Annotated in this window: 14 protein-coding genes; 7 read left to right on the top strand and 7 right to left on the bottom strand. The window is 63.2% G+C overall.

Features of this window, described 5'->3' with window-relative positions; translation table 11 throughout:
- Position 1: 1 nt before the first annotated feature.
- The 5 genes from urtE (at position 2) to IVB45_RS35690 (ending at position 6,927) form a co-directional block, all read left to right on the top strand.
- A complete protein-coding gene (gene urtE / locus IVB45_RS35710) occupies positions 2–691 on the top strand; it encodes an urea ABC transporter ATP-binding subunit UrtE (RefSeq protein ID WP_027565997.1) in 690 nt (229 codons plus the stop codon).
- 27 nt (positions 692–718) lie between these two features.
- Positions 719–1,948 (top strand): formamidase, encoded by a 1,230-nt coding sequence (fmdA, locus tag IVB45_RS35705; RefSeq protein ID WP_007615916.1) that lies wholly within the window; start codon positions 719–721, stop codon positions 1,946–1,948.
- Between the two features lie 90 nt (positions 1,949–2,038).
- Positions 2,039–2,413 carry a zinc ribbon domain-containing protein gene (locus IVB45_RS35700; protein ID WP_247357535.1) on the top strand — a complete coding sequence of 125 codons (375 nt, stop codon included), beginning with the start codon at positions 2,039–2,041 and terminating at the stop codon, positions 2,411–2,413.
- 40 nt (positions 2,414–2,453) lie between these two features.
- Complete coding sequence (locus tag IVB45_RS35695) at positions 2,454–3,494, top strand: aliphatic amidase (protein WP_247357536.1); 1,041 nt, start codon at positions 2,454–2,456, stop codon at positions 3,492–3,494.
- A gap of 301 nt (positions 3,495–3,795) precedes the next feature.
- Positions 3,796–6,927 carry an autotransporter domain-containing protein gene (locus tag IVB45_RS35690; protein WP_247357537.1) on the top strand — a complete coding sequence of 1,044 codons (3,132 nt, stop codon included), beginning with the start codon at positions 3,796–3,798 and terminating at the stop codon, positions 6,925–6,927.
- Between the two features lie 3 nt (positions 6,928–6,930).
- On the opposite strand, the gene IVB45_RS35685 is transcribed toward IVB45_RS35690, so the two are convergent.
- The 5 genes from IVB45_RS35685 to IVB45_RS35665 form a co-directional block, all read right to left on the bottom strand.
- On the bottom strand, positions 6,931–7,761 hold the full coding sequence (locus IVB45_RS35685; RefSeq protein ID WP_247357538.1) for an MlaD family protein: 831 nt from the start codon (positions 7,759–7,761) through the stop codon (positions 6,931–6,933).
- Positions 7,762–7,912: 151 nt separating this feature from the next.
- The gene (locus IVB45_RS35680; RefSeq protein WP_247357539.1) at positions 7,913–10,132 is read right to left on the bottom strand and encodes an acetate--CoA ligase family protein; all 2,220 of its coding nucleotides are present in this window, start codon (positions 10,130–10,132) and stop codon (positions 7,913–7,915) included.
- A 159-nt stretch (positions 10,133–10,291) separates the two neighbouring features.
- On the bottom strand, positions 10,292–11,272 hold the full coding sequence (locus tag IVB45_RS35675) for a glycosyltransferase family 2 protein (protein WP_247357540.1): 981 nt from the start codon (positions 11,270–11,272) through the stop codon (positions 10,292–10,294).
- A gap of 124 nt (positions 11,273–11,396) precedes the next feature.
- Entirely contained in the window at positions 11,397–11,966 is a 570-nt protein-coding gene (locus IVB45_RS35670; RefSeq protein ID WP_247357541.1) for a class GN sortase, read from the bottom strand.
- A gap of 198 nt (positions 11,967–12,164) precedes the next feature.
- Entirely contained in the window at positions 12,165–14,426 is a 2,262-nt protein-coding gene (locus tag IVB45_RS35665; protein ID WP_247357542.1) for a marine proteobacterial sortase target protein, read from the bottom strand.
- Positions 14,427–14,608: 182 nt separating this feature from the next.
- Between IVB45_RS35665 and IVB45_RS35660 the strand changes: the two genes are divergently transcribed.
- Together IVB45_RS35660 and IVB45_RS35655 are read left to right on the top strand one after the other, a co-directional pair.
- Complete coding sequence (locus IVB45_RS35660; protein WP_247357543.1) at positions 14,609–15,379, top strand: helix-turn-helix transcriptional regulator; 771 nt, start codon at positions 14,609–14,611, stop codon at positions 15,377–15,379.
- A 48-nt stretch (positions 15,380–15,427) separates the two neighbouring features.
- Complete coding sequence (locus IVB45_RS35655; protein ID WP_247357544.1) at positions 15,428–16,942, top strand: hypothetical protein; 1,515 nt, start codon at positions 15,428–15,430, stop codon at positions 16,940–16,942.
- 45 nt (positions 16,943–16,987) lie between these two features.
- Here the strand turns inward: IVB45_RS35655 and IVB45_RS35650 are convergent, their stop codons facing one another.
- Both IVB45_RS35650 and IVB45_RS35645 read right to left on the bottom strand, forming a co-directional pair.
- Positions 16,988–18,208, bottom strand: coding sequence for an ABC transporter substrate-binding protein (locus IVB45_RS35650; RefSeq protein WP_247357545.1), 1,221 nt, complete (start codon positions 18,206–18,208; stop codon positions 16,988–16,990).
- A gap of 81 nt (positions 18,209–18,289) precedes the next feature.
- Positions 18,290–19,840, bottom strand: a complete 1,551-nt coding sequence (locus tag IVB45_RS35645) for a long-chain fatty acid--CoA ligase (protein WP_247357546.1) — start codon at positions 19,838–19,840, stop codon at positions 18,290–18,292.
- Between the last annotated feature and the right edge of the window lie 174 nt (positions 19,841–20,014).

Here is a 20,014-nt window from a genome sequence, read left to right as displayed (position 1 = left end):
GATGCTGGCTATTTCTGATCTTCACGTCGCCTATGGCCAGAGCGAGGTGCTGCACGGTCTCAACGTCAAGGTCGCGCCCAACGAGATCGTGGCGATCATGGGCCGCAACGGCATGGGCAAGACCACGCTGATGAAATCGCTGATGGGCATTTTGCCTACGAAGAGCGGCTCGGTGACCATGGAGGGCGCCGAGCTCGGTGCCTTGCCGAGCTACGCGCGCGTCGCCAAGGGCCTCGCCTACGTGCCGCAGGGCCGCATGATCTTCTCCACCATGACGGTGAAGGAGAACATCGAGACCGGCCTCGTGGTCTCCGGCGGAACCGAGGTGCCCGGCGACATCTACGAACTGTTTCCGGTGCTGCTGGAGATGAAGGACCGCCGTGGCGGCAATCTCTCCGGCGGCCAGCAGCAACAACTCGCGATCGCTCGCGCGCTGGCGACCAAGCCAAAAGTGCTGCTGCTGGACGAGCCGACCGAAGGTATCCAGCCGTCGATCATCAAGGAGATGGCGCGCACGCTCAAGCGTATCCGCGACGAGAAGGGGCTTTCGATCGTCGTGTCCGAGCAGGTCCTGAGCTTCGCGCTCGATATCGCCGACCGTGTGCTGGTGATCGAGAACGGCGAGATCGTCCGTGACGATCCGCGCGACGCCGTCGATGCCGCGCAGGTCTCGAAATATCTGTCCGTCTAACCAACCGTATAAAAGGGGAGCATCTCGATGCCAGAGACACTGATCAAGGTCGATCTCACCAAGTCGGCCTATGAAAATGACATGGTGCATAACCGCTGGCACCCCGACATTCCGATCGTAGCCTGGGTCAATCCCGGCGACGATTTCATCATCGAGACCTATGACTGGACCGGCGGTTTCATCAAGAACAACGATTCCGCCGACGACGTGCGCGACATCGATCTGTCGATCGTGCACTTCCTCTCCGGCCCGATCGGCGTCAAGGGCGCCGAGCCCGGCGACCTGCTCGTCGTCGACCTGCTCGATGTCGGTCCGATGAAGGAGAGCATGTGGGGCTTCAACGGCTTCTTCTCCAAGCAGAATGGCGGCGGCTTCCTCACCGACCATTTCCCGCTGGCGCAGAAGTCGATCTGGGACATCAAGGGCCTCTACACCTCGTCGCGGCATATTCCGGGCGTCAACTTCGCCGGCCTGATCCATCCCGGCTTGATCGGCTGTCTGCCCGATCCGAAGATGCTGGACACCTGGAACAAGCGCGAGGCCGAACTGATCGCGACCAACCCGACCCGCGTGCCTGGACTGGCGAACCCGCCATTCGCGCCGACCGCTCATGGCGGCCGCGCCAAGGGTGACGTCAAGGACAAGATCGGCGCTGAAGGCGCACGTACCGTGCCGCCGCGTGAGCATGGCGGCAATTGCGACATCAAGGACCTCTCGCGCGGCTCGAAGATCTACTTCCCGGTCTACGTGCCGGGTGCCGGTCTCTCAATGGGCGATCTGCACTTCAGCCAGGGCGACGGCGAGATCACCTTCTGCGGCGCGATCGAGATGGCCGGCTGGCTGCATCTGAAGGTCGAGGTGATCAAGGACGGCATGGCGAAGTACGGCGTCAAGAATCCGATCTTCAAGCCGTCGCCGATCACACCGAACTACAAGGACTATCTGATCTTCGAAGGCATCTCGGTCGACGAGGCCGGCAAGCAGCACTATCTCGATGTCACCATCGCCTATCGCCAGGCCTGCCTGAATGCGATCGAATATCTGAAGAAGTTCGGCTACTCCGGTGCCCAGGCCTATTCGATCCTTGGCACCGCACCGGTTCAGGGCCACATCTCCGGCGTGGTCGACGTGCCGAATGCCTGCGCCACACTATGGCTGCCGACGGAAATCTTCGACTTCGACGTGATGCCGTCCTCGGCGGGTCCGATCAAGCACATCAAGGGCGATATCCAGATGCCGATATCGCCGGACAAGTAATCCCTGCGCGACGGCATGCGGGACGGCGTAGCTGCTGCCCCGCATCCGCCGCGGCAGTTCTCTCACAGACAACAGCGTAGGGATGATGCGATGCCGCTCTATGAATATCTCTGTGACGATTGCGGTCCGTTCAAGGATATGCGCCCGATGGCCGAATGCGACGATCCGCAGGTCTGTCCGCAATGTGAAATCATGGCGCCGCGCGTCATTCTGACCGCCCCGAACTTCTTCTGCATGCCGTCGGAAAAACGAAAAGCTCACGCCGTCAACGAGCGCAGCACCCACGCGCCGCAGACGCTGGCGCAATACAAAGCCTCGCACGGTCCCGGTTGCGGCTGCTGCTCCACGGGCAAGAATTCGTCAAAGAACGCGCCGGACAAGAAAAAGCCGGCGCGGCTGGTGAGCAAGACCAGGAGCGGCGCCAAGGGTTTTCCGACCGCGCGGCCCTGGATGATCAGTCACTGATTCACGCGGCAATCTCAAACAGGGTAGAGGAGCAATTCAAATGCTTCACGGTGACATCTCCAGCAGCAACGACACCGTCGGCGTCGCGGTGGTCAACTACAAGATGCCCCGCCTGCACACCAAGGCCGAGGTGCTCGATAACGCCCGCAAGATCGCCGACATGGTGGTGGGCATGAAGACCGGCCTTCCCGGCATGGATCTGGTGATTTTCCCGGAATACTCCACCCAGGGCATCATGTACGATTCCACGGAGATGTATGAGACCGCTTGCGCGGTACCGGGTGAGGAGACCGCGATCTTCGCCGAGGCCTGCCGCAAGGCCAAGGTCTGGGGCGTGTTCTCGCTCACGGGCGAACGCCACGAAGAGCATCCGCACAAGGCGCCCTACAACACCCTGATCCTGATGAACGACAAGGGTGAGATCGTGCAGAAGTATCGCAAGATCATGCCATGGGTGCCGATCGAGGGCTGGTACCCCGGCAATTGCACCTATGTCTCCGACGGCCCGAAGGGGATGAAGGTCAGCCTGATCATCTGCGACGACGGCAACTTCCCCGAGATCTGGCGCGACTGCGCCATGAAGGGGGCCGAGCTGATCGTACGCTGCCAAGGCTACATGTATCCGGCCAAGGAGCAGCAGATCCTGATTTCAAAGGCGATGGCGTGGGCCAACAACGTCTATGTCGCGGTCGCCAACGCTGCCGGCTTCGACGGGGTCTATTCCTACTTCGGTCACTCCGCGATCATCGGCTTCGACGGCCGCACCCTCGGCGAGTGCGGCGAGGAGGACTACGGCATCCAATATGCCCAGTTGTCGAAGCATCTGATCCGCGATGCGCGCCGCAACGGCCAGTCGCAGAACCATCTCTACAAGCTGGTCCATCGCGGTTACACCGGCATGATCAGTTCCGGCGAAAGCCCGCGGGGCGTCGCGGCCTGCCCCTATGATTTCTACAAGAACTGGATTGCCGATCCCGAGGGCACAAGGGACATGGTCGAGGCGATGACGCGCGCGACGCCCGGGACCGCCGAATGCCCGATCGACGGCATCCCGAATGAAGCCGCGCCCACCAATTACTGAGCCGTTGCCCAAACCAGTGTGTGAAGGCGTGCCGCTCGCTCCCGTTGGGACGCGACGCCGCCCCAGATGATCAGTCATTGATGTGAACGACGGTCAATACTGCGACCGAACCGCACACACACACCTCGTGGATCGACCAGGCTGCGCCGGAAAAGCGTGCCTCTGGTGCAACATGGTCAGCTCAATCAGTCCGGTTTTGCTGCCCCCCAGCGATTCCACCGATTCCGTAGTTCCACGGAGGGGCCCGGCGGCCTAGTTTGCCGGCGGCGCCGCTGAGGAGCGCTGGACTGAGGGCATCAAAGTGGAATTTGGGCCGCCGACGGCTGGTCGGATTGGGCTGCGCCTTGCCGCCGTCGCTTCGTCTGTCGTGGTGGTCGTTCTCAGCCTCGGCCTATCGGCGATACCTGCGCAGGCGGACTGCGCGCCCGACCCTGCGGCAAGCGGGCAAACCGTCACCTGTAGCGGCACCGATGCCGACGGCTTTGCGGCAGGCGGCGGCGTCACCAATCTGACCGTAAATGTGCTGACTGGCGCTAGCGTCAACGATAACGGCACGGCGGCGATCAACGTCAATGACACCAACGTCATCACCAACAACGGCACGGTGTCGGCGGGCTCGGGCCTCACCGGCATCAATGGCGGCAATTCGAACACCGTGACCAACAACGGCGCCATCACGGTGCTTGATAACGGCCTCGGTATCTCCGCGCTCGATCACAACATCATTGTCAATGCCGGGACCGTCACCACCGGCGACCACGGCAGCGCGATCTCGGTAGGAAACAACAATAGCGTTAGCAACAGCGGTGCGCTGTCCATCGGCGCGTCGGGCGCGGGCATCTTCGCGGTCCAGAGCAACACGATCACCAACGCCGCGACGGGCACGATCACCGGCCTTGACGATTCAATCGGGATTTACGCTTCGTTCGGTGGCACGACCGTGACCAATGCAGGCGCGATCAAGGTCGGCGATTCCTCCGGCTTCTCCGGCGGCATCGTTGCGATCATGGATAACAACACCGTCACCAACGCGGCCAGCGGCAGGATCTCGGTCGGGCAGAGTGCCGCTGGCATCTTTATGCAAGGTAATTTTCAAACCGTCAGCAATTTCGGCGCCATCACGGCGAGCGACTTTGGCGTCGGCATCGCCTTGTTCGGTGATGACGCAAAGGTGACCAATAGTGGTTCGATCAAATCGGGCGACGGCACGTCCGCCGGCATTGCGGTGCAGGGCAATCGGGCCGCGATCAACCAGAACGGGACGATCGGCGTGGGTCTGGGCGCTGCGGGCATCGCGTTTACGGGCCTGTCCTCCACGATCAGCAACAATGGACGGATCACAGGGGCCGATTTCGCCGAGGGCATCGTAGCCCTCGGTGATTCCAACACCATCATCAACGGCGGTACGATCACGGTCGGCGATTCCGGCTTAGGCATCGACGTGAGCTCGTTCACAACGACAAACCAGATCGTCAATACCGGCACCATTACCGTCGGTGCTGGCGGTGTCGGCATCAGCGCGAACGGCGGGGCCAACGTCTTCAACTCGGGGACCATCAACGCTGGGGCCGGAATTGCTGCAATCGAGTTTTGTGTCTGCGGCCCCAACACACTGACGCTCGGACCCGGCAGCATCATCAATGGCCTGGTGCTCGGCACTGGCGCCGACACCTTCCAGCTCGGCGGCATCGGCAAGGATACGTTCAACCTCGACCTGATCGGCCCCCTTCTCCAGTATGACGGCTTCTCGACCTTCAACAAGGTCGACAATTCGAACTGGACGGTGACCGGCACGGGCAATCAGGACTGGAATGTGCTGGGCGGCACGCTCACGCTGGTCGGCACCATCAATGGCAATATAAGCGTCGCGACCGGTGGTACATTCGGCGGAGTCGGCAGCGTCAACACCATCAACGTCAATGGGGGCACGCTGTCGCCGGGCAACCCGACCGGAACGCTCAACGTGAACGGCGATCTCACCTTCACGACGGCGTCGACGTACATGGTGCAGGTCTCAGGTACGAGCAACGGCATCGCGGTCGCCACGGGGACCTCCACGCTCAATGGGGCCACGGTCACAGTCGTCCCGACCGGCTCGATCGCGAAGCACTACACGATCCTCACTTCGACGACGCTTCCCGACAAATTCAATCCGGTCGTCGCGGGTCTGTCTTCGAACCTGAAGGCCAGCCTCAGCTACGATCCCAACAACGTCTTTCTGGATCTCTCGCTAAACTACGGTACAGGTCTCAACGTCAATCAGCAGAATGTCGCCAACGCCCTGACGAGCGTCTTCAATCGAACCGGCAGCCTCCCCGTGGCTCTCGCGAATCTCTCGCCGACGGGGCTGACACAGGCCTCCGGCGAGTCGGCGACGGGCACGCAGCAGACGACCTTCAACGCGATGAACCTGTTCCTCAGCCTGCTCACCGACGTGTTTGGCGCGGGGCGCAACGGGACGCCGGGTGCGACGCCCTTCGCCGACGAGACGAGCGCGAATGCGTATGCGGCGACCGGCAAGGGCACACGCGACAGGAACACGCGCGACGCTCTTGCCTCGATCCATAGCAAGACGCCGCCGACGAGTTTCGAACAACGCTGGGACGTGTGGGCGGCCGGCTATGGTGGCTCGCAGACCACCGACGGCAATGCCGGCCTCGGCTCAAACAACACCAGCAGCAGCGTCTACGGCACCGCCGTCGGCCTCGACTACCGCTTCTCGCCGTCCACGATCGCCGGCTTCGCGCTCGCGGGCGGGGCGACCGGCTTCAACGTCAACGGACTCGGCTGGGGTCGCTCCGACCTGTTCCAGGCCGGCGCCTTCGTGCGTCACAACGCAGGACCGGCCTACATAACGGCCGCGCTGGCCTATGGCTGGCAGGACGTCACGACCAACCGCATCGTCACCGCCGCCGGCGTCGACCAGTTGCGTGCGCAGTTCAGCGCCAACGCGCTCTCGGGCCGTATCGAGGGCGGCTATCGCTATGCCTCGCAGTGGATCGGCCTCACGCCCTATGCGGCGCTCCAGGCCACCGTGTTCAGTCTTCCGAGCTATTCGGAGTTCGCTGTGGTCGGCAGCAACGTCTTCGCGCTGAATTATGCCGCCAAGGACGCGACCAGCACCCGCACCGAGCTCGGCCTGCGCGCGGACAGGTCATTCGCCGCAGCCGGCGGCCTGATGACCCTACGCGGCCGCGTCGCCTGGGCACATGACTACAATCCGGATCGCACCGTCGGTGCGGTCTTCCAGACGTTGCCGGGATCCGCGTTCGTGGTGAACGGCGCCGCCCAGGCGCACGATTCCGCGCTGACCACAGCGGCAGTGCAGATGAGCTGGATGAACGGCTGGTCTGCGTCGGCGACTTTCGAGGGGGAGTTCTCGAATGTCACCCGCTCTTACGCCGGCAAGGGCGTCGTCCGCTACGCCTGGTAGGCGCTACCGTTTCTGCTGCGCCGGCTTGCGCGGCGGGCGGGGAGCGGCGGCCGGTGTGGGTGTCCCGCTCATCTTGTTGGCGGCCTCGCTGACGTCGAGCAGCGAGCGACGGATGTCTTCGAGGAAGTTCGCCGATTTCTTCCTCATGGTATCGGCGAGTTCGTGCAATCCCTGGATCTTTTCGAACAGTTCATCCGCCTTGCCGTCGGCAAAGCCGGGCACTACGCCTTCGATCTTTGTGACCGCCTTGTCGAAGCCCGCGAAGGCGCTGTCGACCTTGGCCATGACGGAATCGATTTCGCCGCCCTTGCTCCGGAGATCGGCGGTGTAGTTCTCGAACGTGCGCAGGCCCTCCTTGATCGCCGGGGCGTTGCTGACGATGGTGAGGTCGACACTATGAAGGGTGTCGACGATGGATTCGGCGTCGCTGAGATCGGCGGTCAGCACGGGGACGCCGTCCGAGTCCAGCGGCACTGGCGGCGCCGAGGGCGCGCCGCCGATCAGCGAGACCGCGGCGACGCCGGTGAGACCCTGAAACTCGATGCCCGCGACCGTGTCCTTGCGGATCGGCGCGGTATTGTCGAGCATCACCAGCGCCACGACCTTGCGCGGATTGTCCAGCTTGATCGACACGATCTGGCCTGCGGGAACACCGTCGAAATTGACCGGCCCGCCGCGGCGCAATCCGCTGGCGGAGCCGCCCTCGAATACCACGCGCAACTGGCTGCGGCTTTGGAGGGTGCGCCATTTCTGCACGCCGAGCACGCCGCCGAACGCCACGGCGATCACCGCCAGCGTCGCCGTTCCGATCACCAGATTGCTCGCGCGTGCCATGCCGGGGTGATTTTACGGCCAAAACGGGGAAGTTGGAAGCAGCCCGGAAGAGGCTGTCGGCGGCAATGTTAGGCTTGGCGGGTTAACGACTTATCCGGTGTTGCTCGAAGAGCGAAGGCGGAAGCGCAACGACGATCCGCCCTCAGCGACATCAATGCCCAGCGGCGCGCTTGGCCGCAGCATTGTTCAGCACGATCAGGGCATCGACGGCGAGGCCTGTTTTGGCATTGATCAGGAAGGGATTGACGTCGATCGAGGCGATCCGGTCACCAGCATCCGCGATCAGGTTGGAGAGGCCGACTAGGGCCTTCACCGCGGAGGCCTCATGCAAGGCCGGCTTGCCCCGATAGCCGCGCATCTTGATACCGGCCTTGGTGCGGCCGATCAGAAGCCGCGCCTCGTCCTCGTCCAGCGGCGCACCGGCGAGCGCGACGTCCTTCATCAGCTCGATGTCGATGCCGCCGGTGCCGAACAGCACGACCGGGCCCATCTCGGCATCGAGGGAGGCGCCGACCACGAGTTCCAGATCGGCCTTGACCTGTTGCGCGATCAGGATGCCGTCGAGATTCGGCTTGCCCTTCAACTTGTTCACCCGCGCGGTGATGTCGGCGAACGCCTTCTTCACCTCGGCCGCGCTGGTGAGATTCAGCACCACGCCGCCGATATCTGATTTGTGCAGGATCTCGGCGCTGACGACTTTGGCCACGACTGGGAAGCCGATCTGCTTGGCAATCTTCACGGCCTCGGCTGCCGTCTGTGCGATTGCCTCCTTCGAGATCGGGATGCTATAGGCCTTCAAGAGCTTCTTCGAGGCGACCTCGTCGAGCGCGGCGCCGGTTGCCGATTTCAGCGCCTTCTCCAGCACGGCACGCGCGGCGGGCTTCGAGCTGGAGACGATGTCGGGCACTTCCTTGCGCAGCTTGGCGTAGTCGAGCAGCGACTTGATCGCAGTCACCGCGCGATCCATGCCCTGCATGACCGCAAGATGCGGCAGCGATTTGCGCAAGCTCTTGGTGAACTCGGTAAAGCCGATCGACATCGCGCTGATATAGATCACCGGCTTGCCGGCCCGGCTCGCCATCTCGTCGACGATGCGCAGATTGCGCTCGCGCAGCTCGTGCGGCGCTTTCGGCAGCTCGGCATCGATGATGACGATGTCGATATCGGGGTCGTCGATCATGAGTCCGATCGTTTTCATGTAGACGGAGGGATCGACCACCGCGGCAAAGCCAGCGTCGAGCGGGTTGCCGACGATCGAGCCCGGCCCGAGCATCTTTGCCAGCTCCGAACCGACGTGCGAGCTGAGCGGTGCAAAATTCAGGCCTTCTGCATCGAAGGCGTCGATCAGCATGCCGCGCTTGCCGCCGGATAGCGTCACTGCAGCGAGCCGGTCGCCCCTGGGCACAGCGGCGTGGACGAAGCATTCGGTGGTCTCGATCAGTTCGTCGAGCCCGCCGACCCTGATGACGCCTTCGCGCGTTGCAATGGCATCGAATGTCTCGATCGAGCCCGCGAGCGCGCCGGTGTGTGCCATCGCCGCCGCGCGGCCACCCTCGGACGCCCCGAGCTTGAGCGCGATCACCGGTTTGCTCGCGGCGCGGGCCGCCTTGCAGGCGTCCCGGAATGCCTTGGTGTTGCGCACGCCTTCGAGGTACACCACGATCACCTTGATGCTCGGATCCTCGGCGAAATAGCGCATCAGGTCCGGCGTCTCGAGCCCGGCCTCGTTGCCGGTCGTCACCATGTAGCCGACCCCGACGCCGCGATCTTCCAGGGCCTGGCGGATCGCCATGACGATGGCACCGGATTGTCCGGCAATCGCCACCGCGCCCTGTTCCATGGTGACGATACGGTCGTCGATATTGGTGAAGAGCTTTTCGCCGGCGCTCAAATTGCCGAGGCAGTTCGGGCCGGTGACCGCCAATCCCGTCTCGCGCACGGCCGCTTGCAGTTCGGCGGCGAGCTTCTGGCTTTCCTCGTCCTGCAACTCGCTGAAGCCCGAGGTGACGATGGTGGCCGAGCGCGCGCCGGCCGCGGCGGCATCGCGGATCACCTGCACGGCAAAGCGCGCCGGGACCAGCACCAGCACGTGGTCGGGCTTTTCCGGGAGGCTTGCAAAGTCCTTGTAGCAGGGGACACCCCAGACGGTGTCGCGTTTGGCATTGACCGGATAGAGCCCGCCTTCGTAGCCGTATTTGACCAGATTGTTCCAGATGCGCTCGGCATAGTTGCCGGGCTTGTCGGTCGCGCCTACCAACACGATGTTGCGCGGATGCAGCATGGCGTGGATGCCCTTGACGATGTCGCTGGCATCGGGCGGCGGAGACCATGGGCGCGATGAAGCGGATGCGGCAGATACGCGAGCTTCCATGGTGTGACCTCACCTGTTGTTCTTGTTGGCGGTGCGTCGCTCTGTTCTATGGCGAGTTCTTCGGACTGGCAACCACGTGGGCGGGTATGCCGTGCGGTGGAATGAGCGCGCGTCAAGCCCTGGAGATCGACATCCTCGGATCACTGCTTGCGCGGTCGTTCAATATCTCAGCATGCCGAGCTTGTAGGCGTAGTGATAGGCCAACTGCTTCGCCAGATAAGGAGCGATGGCGCGCCGGATCTGCATCTGTGTCGGATCGAAGCCGAGACCGCGCCGCCGCAGGATGCCCATTTCCCTGACGCCGACCGCATAAGTAGAGGCCGTCTTTTGTGCATCATGGATTCGGAAGCAGGCGAGAAATCGCGGCAAGCGTGCGAATTTGAATCCTGCGGCCTGCGCTCGCAGGATGAAGTCCCAGTCCATCGCGTAGTGCAAGCTCTCGTCGATCGGCCCGATCCTGTCCCACACGCGCTTTCGCCAGAACATCGTCTCCTGCGGAATGTAGTCGGCATATCGCAACGCCTTGCCGTCATGGGGCGGCAGCACGGCGCGGCCAACCTCGAGTCCCTCACGATCGATGAAGATGCGGTGGCCGTAGACGATGTCGATATGCGGATGGGCCATGAAGTAATTTGCGACATATGCAAGTGTCCCGGGCAGCAGCATGTCGTCGCTGTTGAGATAGGCCATGATCTCGCTGTCGGTGCCGGCGAAGCCGACATTGATGGCGCTGGACTGCCCCTTGTCCGGTTCGCTCTTCCAGCTCAGGCTTTCGCCGCGGCTCTGCAGGAGATCGAGCGTGCCGTCGATCGAGGCGCCGTCCTGCACGTGATAATACAGGTTCGGATAGTTCTGACTGACTATGCTGTCGATCGTGGCGCCGAGATATTGCGCCTGGTTGTAGCTCGGCGTGACCATCGCGATACGGGGCGCACGTGGATCGATCGCAGGTGCAGGCGGGAAAGTCGGCAGGTTGAGCAGGCGCGGCGGATATTGCTCGAAGGTCCACATCGGCGGACGCCGCCAGAGGCTCCGAAGCGAGGAACGTCTTTGCCCGGCGGCAATGAGATCCTGATTCCTCTCCAGGAGCGCGACGCGATTTTCGAGCTGTTCGAGACGATGCCTGAACTCCTCGTCCATCCCCGTTCTTCTCGCAATGCAGCGCAAAATATTCAATCCGCTATTCTTATAGGTCTCTGGCCAACGACGCCAGTTCAGCGGTTCCATCAAGCGTGTGCTCTTGGACGGAACCGATTGCGAACCGCTATTCATCGGCTCTGATCAAGGTGGCATGCAGGATGTAGCGCTCGGGGCCGGACGTGATGGCGTCGAACGGCCAGCAGGTCGCGAGCACGAGTTCGACATCCCGTACCGCAGCATCGATGCCCGACGCATCGAAGCGAACCACAGCGGAGGAATCCGCGCGATAGCGAAAGTGTTTACCGTCACTGCGTGTGACATCGATCACATCACCAATGGCAACATTCCGTAGGAAACGGAAATGAGTGTCGCGATGCGCTGCATATGCGGCAATTCCGCGCTCGCCCGCATCAGCCGTTTGAAGGATATGGCCGGGTCCAAAAGCAAGCGCCTGGCCGCTGGTACCTTCCAGCACGATCGCGCTGGCGCCGATCCGCCTCACCTCGATCCGCGCGACCGGCCAGGTATCGGCCCATGACCATGGCTTGACCATCTCGCCGGTCGCAACGCTCCGGTCGAACGCGCGCTCCAGCAGCACCTGCGCGAGCCACGCTTTGGCATGGATGTAGGCGCCGTCGCCGAACAGGATGACGCCGATCAGAGCGAGAACCAGGGGAGAGATGAAGCGGGGCATGGCACATCTTCCCGTCATTGCGAGGAGCGAAGCGACGAAGCAATCCAGACTGCCTCCCTGGAGGGATTTCTGGATTGCTTCGCTTCGCTCGCAATGACGAATTCGGTTGAGGCGGCGTGTTCAAAAAAGGCGCGCGCGGCCGTTGGTGTGAGACGGGTAGCCGCGCGCGCTAACAGAGGAGTTCGGGGGACTCCTCTCTCAAGCGGCGTCAGTGAGCAAGGTCTGACGCCGGTTGAACACGAACAGGAACAGGGCGAGCACGATCAGGATCAGGCCTGCGGTCATTTTCAGCTCGGCTGAGGTCGCGGTCTTGGGCAGGCGGATCGTATCCGGTGCAGCGGGCGTCGGCCGCCTCGTGGCCGGCTGGTTGCGAGCATCGGCGTGACGCTCGCGGAGCTGCGCCGGGACCTGCTGTCGTTCGCCAAAGACCTTCGCGAAATCCCAACCGGCCGGCAGGTTGATCGGCAACTCGCTGGGCTTGAGCGGCTCGCCTTCGGGACGGCTCGGCGTCTTGTCGACCGCGACGAGGCTGGTGAGCCGGGTGACGATCTGATGGTCGAGTGCCAGTGCCAGGATCGCCTTGTCGGAGTCTTCGGGCGTCATCTCGCGCAGGGTGCGCGCCACTTCGGCATCATTGATCTTGCGCTTGGCCCAAAGCTTCGACAGGCCTTTGCCTTCGGCCGCATTTTGCAGCGGCAGCGTCACCGACCATGGGCGGTCGCCGACGCGGCCCTTGATCTCGACCGAGCCCGCCAGCGTGTCGAGCTTTGCCGCCAGCACCAGCGGCTCGTCGCGATAGACGTCGGGAATGATCGTCGGTGTGACGTCGGCCTTGGCTTCGGAGAACTTGGCGCTCAGCCCGGTCACGGCCGGGTTCTCGAGCTTGGCAAACAGGCCCCGCATGCGCTCCTCGACCTGCTCGACGGAGCCGATATGGGTGAAGGCACCGCGGCCGAGCTCAGCGGCGCGCGTCATCAGATAGGTGTTGGGCGCCGACCCGATGCCGACCATGAACACGCGCGAGCGGCCGCGCATCGCCGTGATCGTTTCGAACAATTGCTGCTCGTTGCCGATCGCACCATCGGTCAGGAATACGACCTGGCGAACCATGCTGGCGTCGCCGAGTTTGTCGGTCAGAGCGGCCCGCATCGCCGGCACCATCTCGGTGCCGCCACGCGCCTGCAGCGCGCTGACGAACGAGGTGGCTTCACCGACACGCTCGGCATCCGCCGCCACGGAAGCCGGAAACAGCACGTCCATGGTGTCGTCGAAACGGATGACGTTGAAACGGTCGGACGGCTGGAGACGGGAGAGCGCGTAGGTGAGGCTCGCCTTGGCCTGAACGATCGACGTGCCGCCCATCGAGCCGGAATTGTCGATCACGAACACCACCTCGCGCGGCCGTGGCTTCTGCGTCGCCTGCTCGGCGGGGGGCGGGGTGACGAAGGCGAGCAGATAATCGGCGTCGCCGACGCGCTCGCGGAACAAGCCGACCGACGGCGCCTTCACGGCAGCCGGCTTCCAGGTCAGTTCAAAATCGCGGTCGGCAGGCACGGCACCGTCGGCAAGCGTGACAATTCGCGTCGTATTGTCCGGGCTCTCGACCTTGAAATTATGGTGGAGGCTCTTGACCTCGCCGAGCGCAAAGCCGGCGTTCAGGCGCACCGTGATGCTGGTCGGATTGACCGGCGCATTCCGGGCGGGATCCAGCACGGGCGACGAGATGCGGTCGCGGTCCGGCACCGGGTCCGAATTCGTCGCGCCCCAGCCGGAACCGTCGTTGCGGAAATCGACGTTCTGGACGATCGGCGCCGGATTGTAGCGCGGCCCCACTACCAGCGGCAGGCGCAGCGAATATTCGTTGCCGGATTGGTGCACCGGTTCCTGATATTCGATCTGCACCAACACGGTTTCTCCGGGACCGATATTGGCGACCGAGTTGGTGAAGATGTTCGGCCGTTCCTGTTCGGTGAGCGCGGCCTTCTGGCCGGCCCGGCGCGCCTCTTCGTAGATCACGCGCGCCTGCTGCCGCTCCTTGATGTCGCCCACGATGACGCGGTTGCCGACCACCATCTTCAGCGAATCGACGGCACCGCCGGCGGGGAGCGGATAGACATAGGTCGCCTCGACCCAATCCTTGGTCGGATTGCGGAAGATCTGGGTGACGCGGGCGCGCAGCGTCGGGCCTGATACCGTGATGTCGACGTCGATGCCGAGGCGGATCGCTTCCGTGTAGGCGCCGTCCTCCTTGAGGAGAAGAGACCCGGATTTGGCATCGCCGGGCTGGAGCAGGCTGGCCTGCTCCGTCGTAGCCGACCAGCCCGGCTCCAAGCTCACCAGCAGCGCCACGAAGGCGACCAGCATCACCGCGATGCCCTGCGCTAGAAGGAAAAGTCCGACCACGATCAGTCTGCCCAGCCAAGGGTGTTCGTTGCTGTCCATCGTGTCGTAGGTATCCATTTTGCCTGCTCCGAGGATGTTTGCTGGCTATGAGCATCCGCCGGGACGGCCCGATTGCGCGAGCAGAATGATCGGCAATGATCCGTCGCGGCCGGCCCGCACGGGCCGCCGCCGGGGGGCGAAGTGCGGTTTTGTGCTGGTTTGTCCGCCCTGCTAGGATGTCATCCTGGAGCAGGGCCACGATGCAGACGCAGGACAAATTCACCGACAAGCAGCTTTCGGACGAGCAGAGTCGCGAGATTGCGGAGACCATTCGCGAGGAGCTCGCCAGACGCCGGATCTCCCGGCAGGCGCTGGCCGAGCAGGCCAAGCTCAGCCTGTCGACTCTCGAGAAGGTGCTCGGCGGCCGACGGCCGTTCACCCTGGCGACCACGGTGCGGCTGGAGCAGGCGCTGGGCGTTTCCCTGCGCAGAAGCGCCGTCGTGGTGACGCCTCCGGCCGCAAGCGATGTCGCGCCCGACAGCCTCGGCTCCTATGCACATCGCGCGGTGACCTGGCTCGAGGACGTCTACATCACGTTGCGACCGTCGTTCGGCGACAAGGACGCGATCTTCGCCTACCGCACCGAGATCGTCTGGGAGCCGAAAGTCTCTGCACTGGTGTTCCGCGAGGGGGAACGGACCGATGCCGCCTATGAACACACCGGCGAGGTCGCCGTGCCGCATCAGTCCGGCTTCATCTATCTCGTCATCATCAAGCACGGCCAGCATCGCGTGATCACGGTGTCGCGGCCGACGGTCGCCGGCGAAATGTACGGGATCATCTCGACACTCCGCGCCGGCCCCGGCTCGCAGCTGACGCCGATCGCAGCGCCGATCGCCTATGTGCCGCTTCGAAACTTCGCGAAGCCCTCACTGGGGCGGGTCGCGCCCGGCGATGCCGACCACGAACTGTACCAAAAGCATCTGCGCCGAACGGTGGAAGAATCGTTCGCGCTGTTTCTGTCGGTATAGTCCGCAAGAAATTATCCGGAATGACGCGGCATGCGTCTATAAGGGGACATGCAGGACGCGCCCGCACTCGACGACGGCGAATCTCCGCTGTTCTCAATCATTATCCCGCTCGAATCTCACCGCGGGCAGTGGGAGCTGTCCTGGCTCGGCTGGACGTCGCAGACTGCCGACAAATCGCTCTACGAGATCATCTTGGTCGTGCCGCCGGATTTCACGGCACGCGAACAGTTGAAGGCGTTGGCCGGCAACAGGGCTCGCCTCGAATTCACCGATTCCGAACACGACATCGGGCTCTGCGCATTCGGCGCGACGAAGGCGCGCGGCAGCTATCTGTTCTTCACGGAATCGCACTGCCGGCCCGAACCCGACGTGATCGAACTCTGCATTCGCGCGATCGATGCTCATCCCGACTGGGCCGGCTTTTCCTGCCGTTCGATCCCGATCTGCCATAACCGGCTATCCGTGGCAGAGGCAGCCATGTACCAGGCCGACATCGAGTTCGGTATGAAGCAGCATCCCTGGCGCAAGATCCTGGATCAGTGTTTCGTGACGCGGCGCGACGTCTACCGGGAATGCGGCGGCCTGCGCGAGGAGTTCGGTCATTTCGCCGAATGGGTGCTTGCCGCCGCCTATCACGCGAGAGGCTATTCCCTCGGCTATCTCGAGGAGGCGCGCTTCCATCACTACTATGTCGGCGAGCTCGACGAGCTGAAGCAATTCACGCTCGACTTCGTGCAAGGCGAGATTCGCTATCTGAGCGAGGCCCGCAACGATCCCGGCAGCGAGCTGCTCGACATTCCGATCGAGTGGAGCTCGCGGAGCGAGGCCGGCACGTCGCTCGCCCGCAATGCATTGAACGCGCTCCTGCGCTACAGCCTCGCTGGCGGCGGCTGGAGACGGCCTGGCGAGAAATTGCTGGCGTTGTGGCGTTGGTCCGTGCCGGCGCTGCTCGGCGATCTCGGCGATCTCGGCGCGCGCGGCTTCGCGCGGCTGGGGGCATGGCACGCGCGGGCCGTGCTGGTCGTTCTGACGGCCGCCGGATCGAGCGAGGCGATCGCGCGATGGATGCGGCGATACATCGCCGCGCTGATCCGGCATCAGAGACTCGATTGCATTCATCGTCTCGGGCGAGATGCGCGGTCTGCCGGCGGGCTTCTTGGGGAGCAGATTATCGCGCAGACCGGATTCCATGCTGAGGAGTTCTCCGCCGGTCACACGTTCCGCTGGAGCGAACCGGAGGCTGCCGTGCGGATCAAGGGGATGACCGGCCGCACCATCGTCCGCGTTCGAAGCCCGGCGCTTCGCGCGCCGCTGCATACGATCGACGCGCGATTCTATCTCGACGGCAAGCCCGTCGCGCCCGAGGCGGTCGTGACCGGTTATGATGGCTACACGCTGAGCCTCGATCTGCCGCCGTCAGGCATCGTCACCCTCGCCTGGGCATGCCCCGCGTTCAGGGGCGTCGGCGATTCGCGTCGTCTCGGTCTGTCCGTCGCAGGCATCGACGTCGGCCACGACATGATCGAGGTCGAAAGCGCGGGAATAGCGTCGTCGCTCGCTTGAAAAGAATAGCGGCCCTTCGGCCGCTATTCGGTAATTTTCAGTCGACTAGCCGCCGGTTTCGGCGCTGATGATGTCGCCGAACAGCTCCCACTGGCCCTTTTTGAATCGCCACATCTTGAGCTGCTCGATCGGCGCGAAGTCCGTTGCCGAGGTGTTGATCTTGATGCCCGGGATCAGGGTGTCGGGGACGAAGTCCTTGAGGCTCGCTGCCTGCTTCATCACATTCTCGCGGGTCAGATTGTCGCCCGCCTGCTTCAGCACCTGCACCATCGTTTGGGCTGCGGCATAGGCGTAAACCAGATTGGCGTCCGAAATATTTGCACCGGGTATGTATTTGTCGACGAAGACCATGAACTTCTTCATGCCCTCATCATCCTTCCACTGCGGATCCGACGCGTCCTTCAGATAACCGGCCGATAGCACGCCTTCGGATGCCTCGAGGCCGGCCGGCTTCATCACCGCGCCGATTGAGACCGAGACATCGGTCATGAGATGCATCGGCTTCCACTCCAGCTCGGCAATCTTCTTGATCGCCTGCGCCGCAAATTTCGGGGTCGCGATGTTGACGAAGACGTCGGCGCCGGTCCCCTTGAGCTTGACGATATGGGCGTCGATCGAAGGCTCCGACGTCTCGTAGCTCTCTTCCGCCACGATCATTTTCGATGCCCTGTCGCCGAACACGTCCTTGATGCCGGCGAGGTAGTCCTTGCCGAAATCATCGTTGGCATAGAAGATCGCAACCTTCCCGTCCGGCTTCTCCTTCAAAATATACTTGGCGAAGATCTGTGCCTCGACGCGGTAGCTGGGCTGGAAGCCCATGGTCCAGGGAAAATTCTTCGGGTCGTTCCACTTGCTGGCGCCTGTGGCGAGGAACAGCTGCGGCACCTTCTTGGAATTGTGATACTTCTGCACGGCGGTCTGGGTCGGCGTGCCCAGCGCGTTGAACACCAGGAAGACCTCGTCGCTCTCGATCAGCTTGCGGATCTGCTCAACCGTCTTCGGCGGCGAGTAGCCGTCATCGTAGGAGATCCAGTTGATCTTGCGGCCGTTGATGCCGCCCTGGTCGTTGATCATCTTGAAATAGGCTTCCTCGGTCTTGCCGATGACGCCGTAGGCGGAAGCCGGCCCGGAATAGGCCTCGACATTGCCGATCTTGATCTCGGTGTCGGTGACGCCGGTGTCGTACGCTTTTTGGGCATACGCGGAGTGGGTCGCAAACAGCGTCATCGCCGTTGCCGCGGCAAACAGGGAGAGTTTCTTGTTCATGTAAATTCCTTGGGGCTTCTTTGGGGTTTCTTCTGACTTTGGCACTTCAAAAAAGAAAAGCGCCCGCGAGGGGCGCTTTGATCAGGCGTTGGCGGCTTTCTTGTCGACTTCGGAAGTGATCGAGAATTCCTTGCGCAAGGTCGGCTTGTGGATCTTGCCGGTGGCGTTGCGTGGTAACGCATCGACGAAGCGGACCTGGCGCGGACATTTGAAGCGCGCGAGATTCGCCGCGCAGTGCGAGAAGACATCGGCCTCGGTCAACCGCTGGCCCGGCTTCGCCGCGACGATGGCGAGGCCAACCTCGCCCCATTGCGGATCGGGAATGCCGATCACGGCGGCTTCCGCGATGGCGTCGAGTTGGTGCAGGACGTTCTCGACCTCAGCCGGATAGACGTTCTCGCCGCCGGAGATGTACATGTCCTTCCAGCGGTCGACGATGTAGTAAAAGCCTTCCTCGTCGACGCGTGTCGCGTCGCCAGTGTGCAGCCATCCGTCGGTGAACGACGTCTTGTTCGCCTCCGGCCTGTTCCAGTAGCCGGGCGTGATGTTCGGTCCCTTGACCCAGAGCTCACCAAGCTCGCCGATATCGGCGTCGCTGCCATCAGGACGCACGATGCGCACTTCGGTGTGCAACACCGGCTTGCCGGCGGAGCCGGCTTTCCGTGCAGCATCCTCGCGGTCGAGCACCAGCACGGCCGGCGAGGTCTCGGTCATGCCGTAGCCCTGCTGAAGCGCGACGCCACGCGCCTCCCACACCTTGAGCAGCGGCACCGGCATTGGTGCGCCGCCGACACCGCCGACGATCAGCCGGCCGAGGTCGGTGGTCGCGAAGGCCGGATGCTGGGCCATGAACTGGTAGATCGCGGGCACGCCGAAGAACACGTTGATGCCCTGTGCGGGGTCGCTGATCAGGCCAAGCGCCGTGCCGGGATCGAAGGCGCGCATGATCATCACGGTGCCGCCGGCATGCAGCACCGGATTGGTGTAGCAATTCAAACCGCCGGTGTGGAACAGCGGCAGCACGGTGAGCAGCACCGAGGATGGCCCGATGCAGGCGGGGCCGCCGAGATTGACGCAATTCCAGAAGGTCATGCCATGGGTGATGGTGGCGCCCTTGGGATGACCCGTCGTGCCGGAGGTGTACATGATGGTCGAGACATCATCGAGGGTGACCTCCTCGATTTTCTCGAGTGGCTTTGCAGCGGCGATGCCGGCCTCATAAGGCCCGCCGGGACCAAGCAGCAGGCTCGTCTCAATGCCGCAGAGCTTCGCCACGGCAAACGCCGTTTCGGCGAGATCGGTGTCGTGGATCATCACCTTCGGGGCGCAATCCCCGGTGATGAACTGGAGTTCGGGAACGGTGAGCCGGGTGTTCAGCGGCACGAAGATCGCACCTAACCGGCCGCAGGCGAATTGCACCTCCAGCGTATCGGTCGTGTTCAGCGCCAGCACCGCGACCCGCTCGCCGCGCGAGACCTTCAGCGTATGACGCAGAAATGAGGCGAGACGAGAGATGCGCGCATCGAGTTGCGCATAGCTGAAGCGGCGCTCGCTCGCGAGGTCGATCGCCGCGACCTTGTGCGGCGTGCGGCGGCCATAATGGGCGATCCAGTCGTAGTAACGAACGGCCAAAAATTCCTCCCTCGGCGGTCTGGTGCCGCCCGCGTCCCTATTGCCATGCACCATGCCCGGCATGGCCCTGGGGCCAGCCGGAGTTTGTGCACCACGCCTTTTTTTTGATCCGGAGTTGGCGCGCGACCGATGAAAATCGTCTTGCGTTGAGTTGCTAGAGCGAGCCTGCTCGGA

It is taken from the genome of Bradyrhizobium sp. 4 (genome assembly GCF_023100905.1).
GTDB lineage: Bacteria > Pseudomonadota > Alphaproteobacteria > Rhizobiales > Xanthobacteraceae > Bradyrhizobium.
Note: the sequence above shows the minus strand (reverse complement) of the source record. Positions and strands in the feature narration are given on the sequence as shown.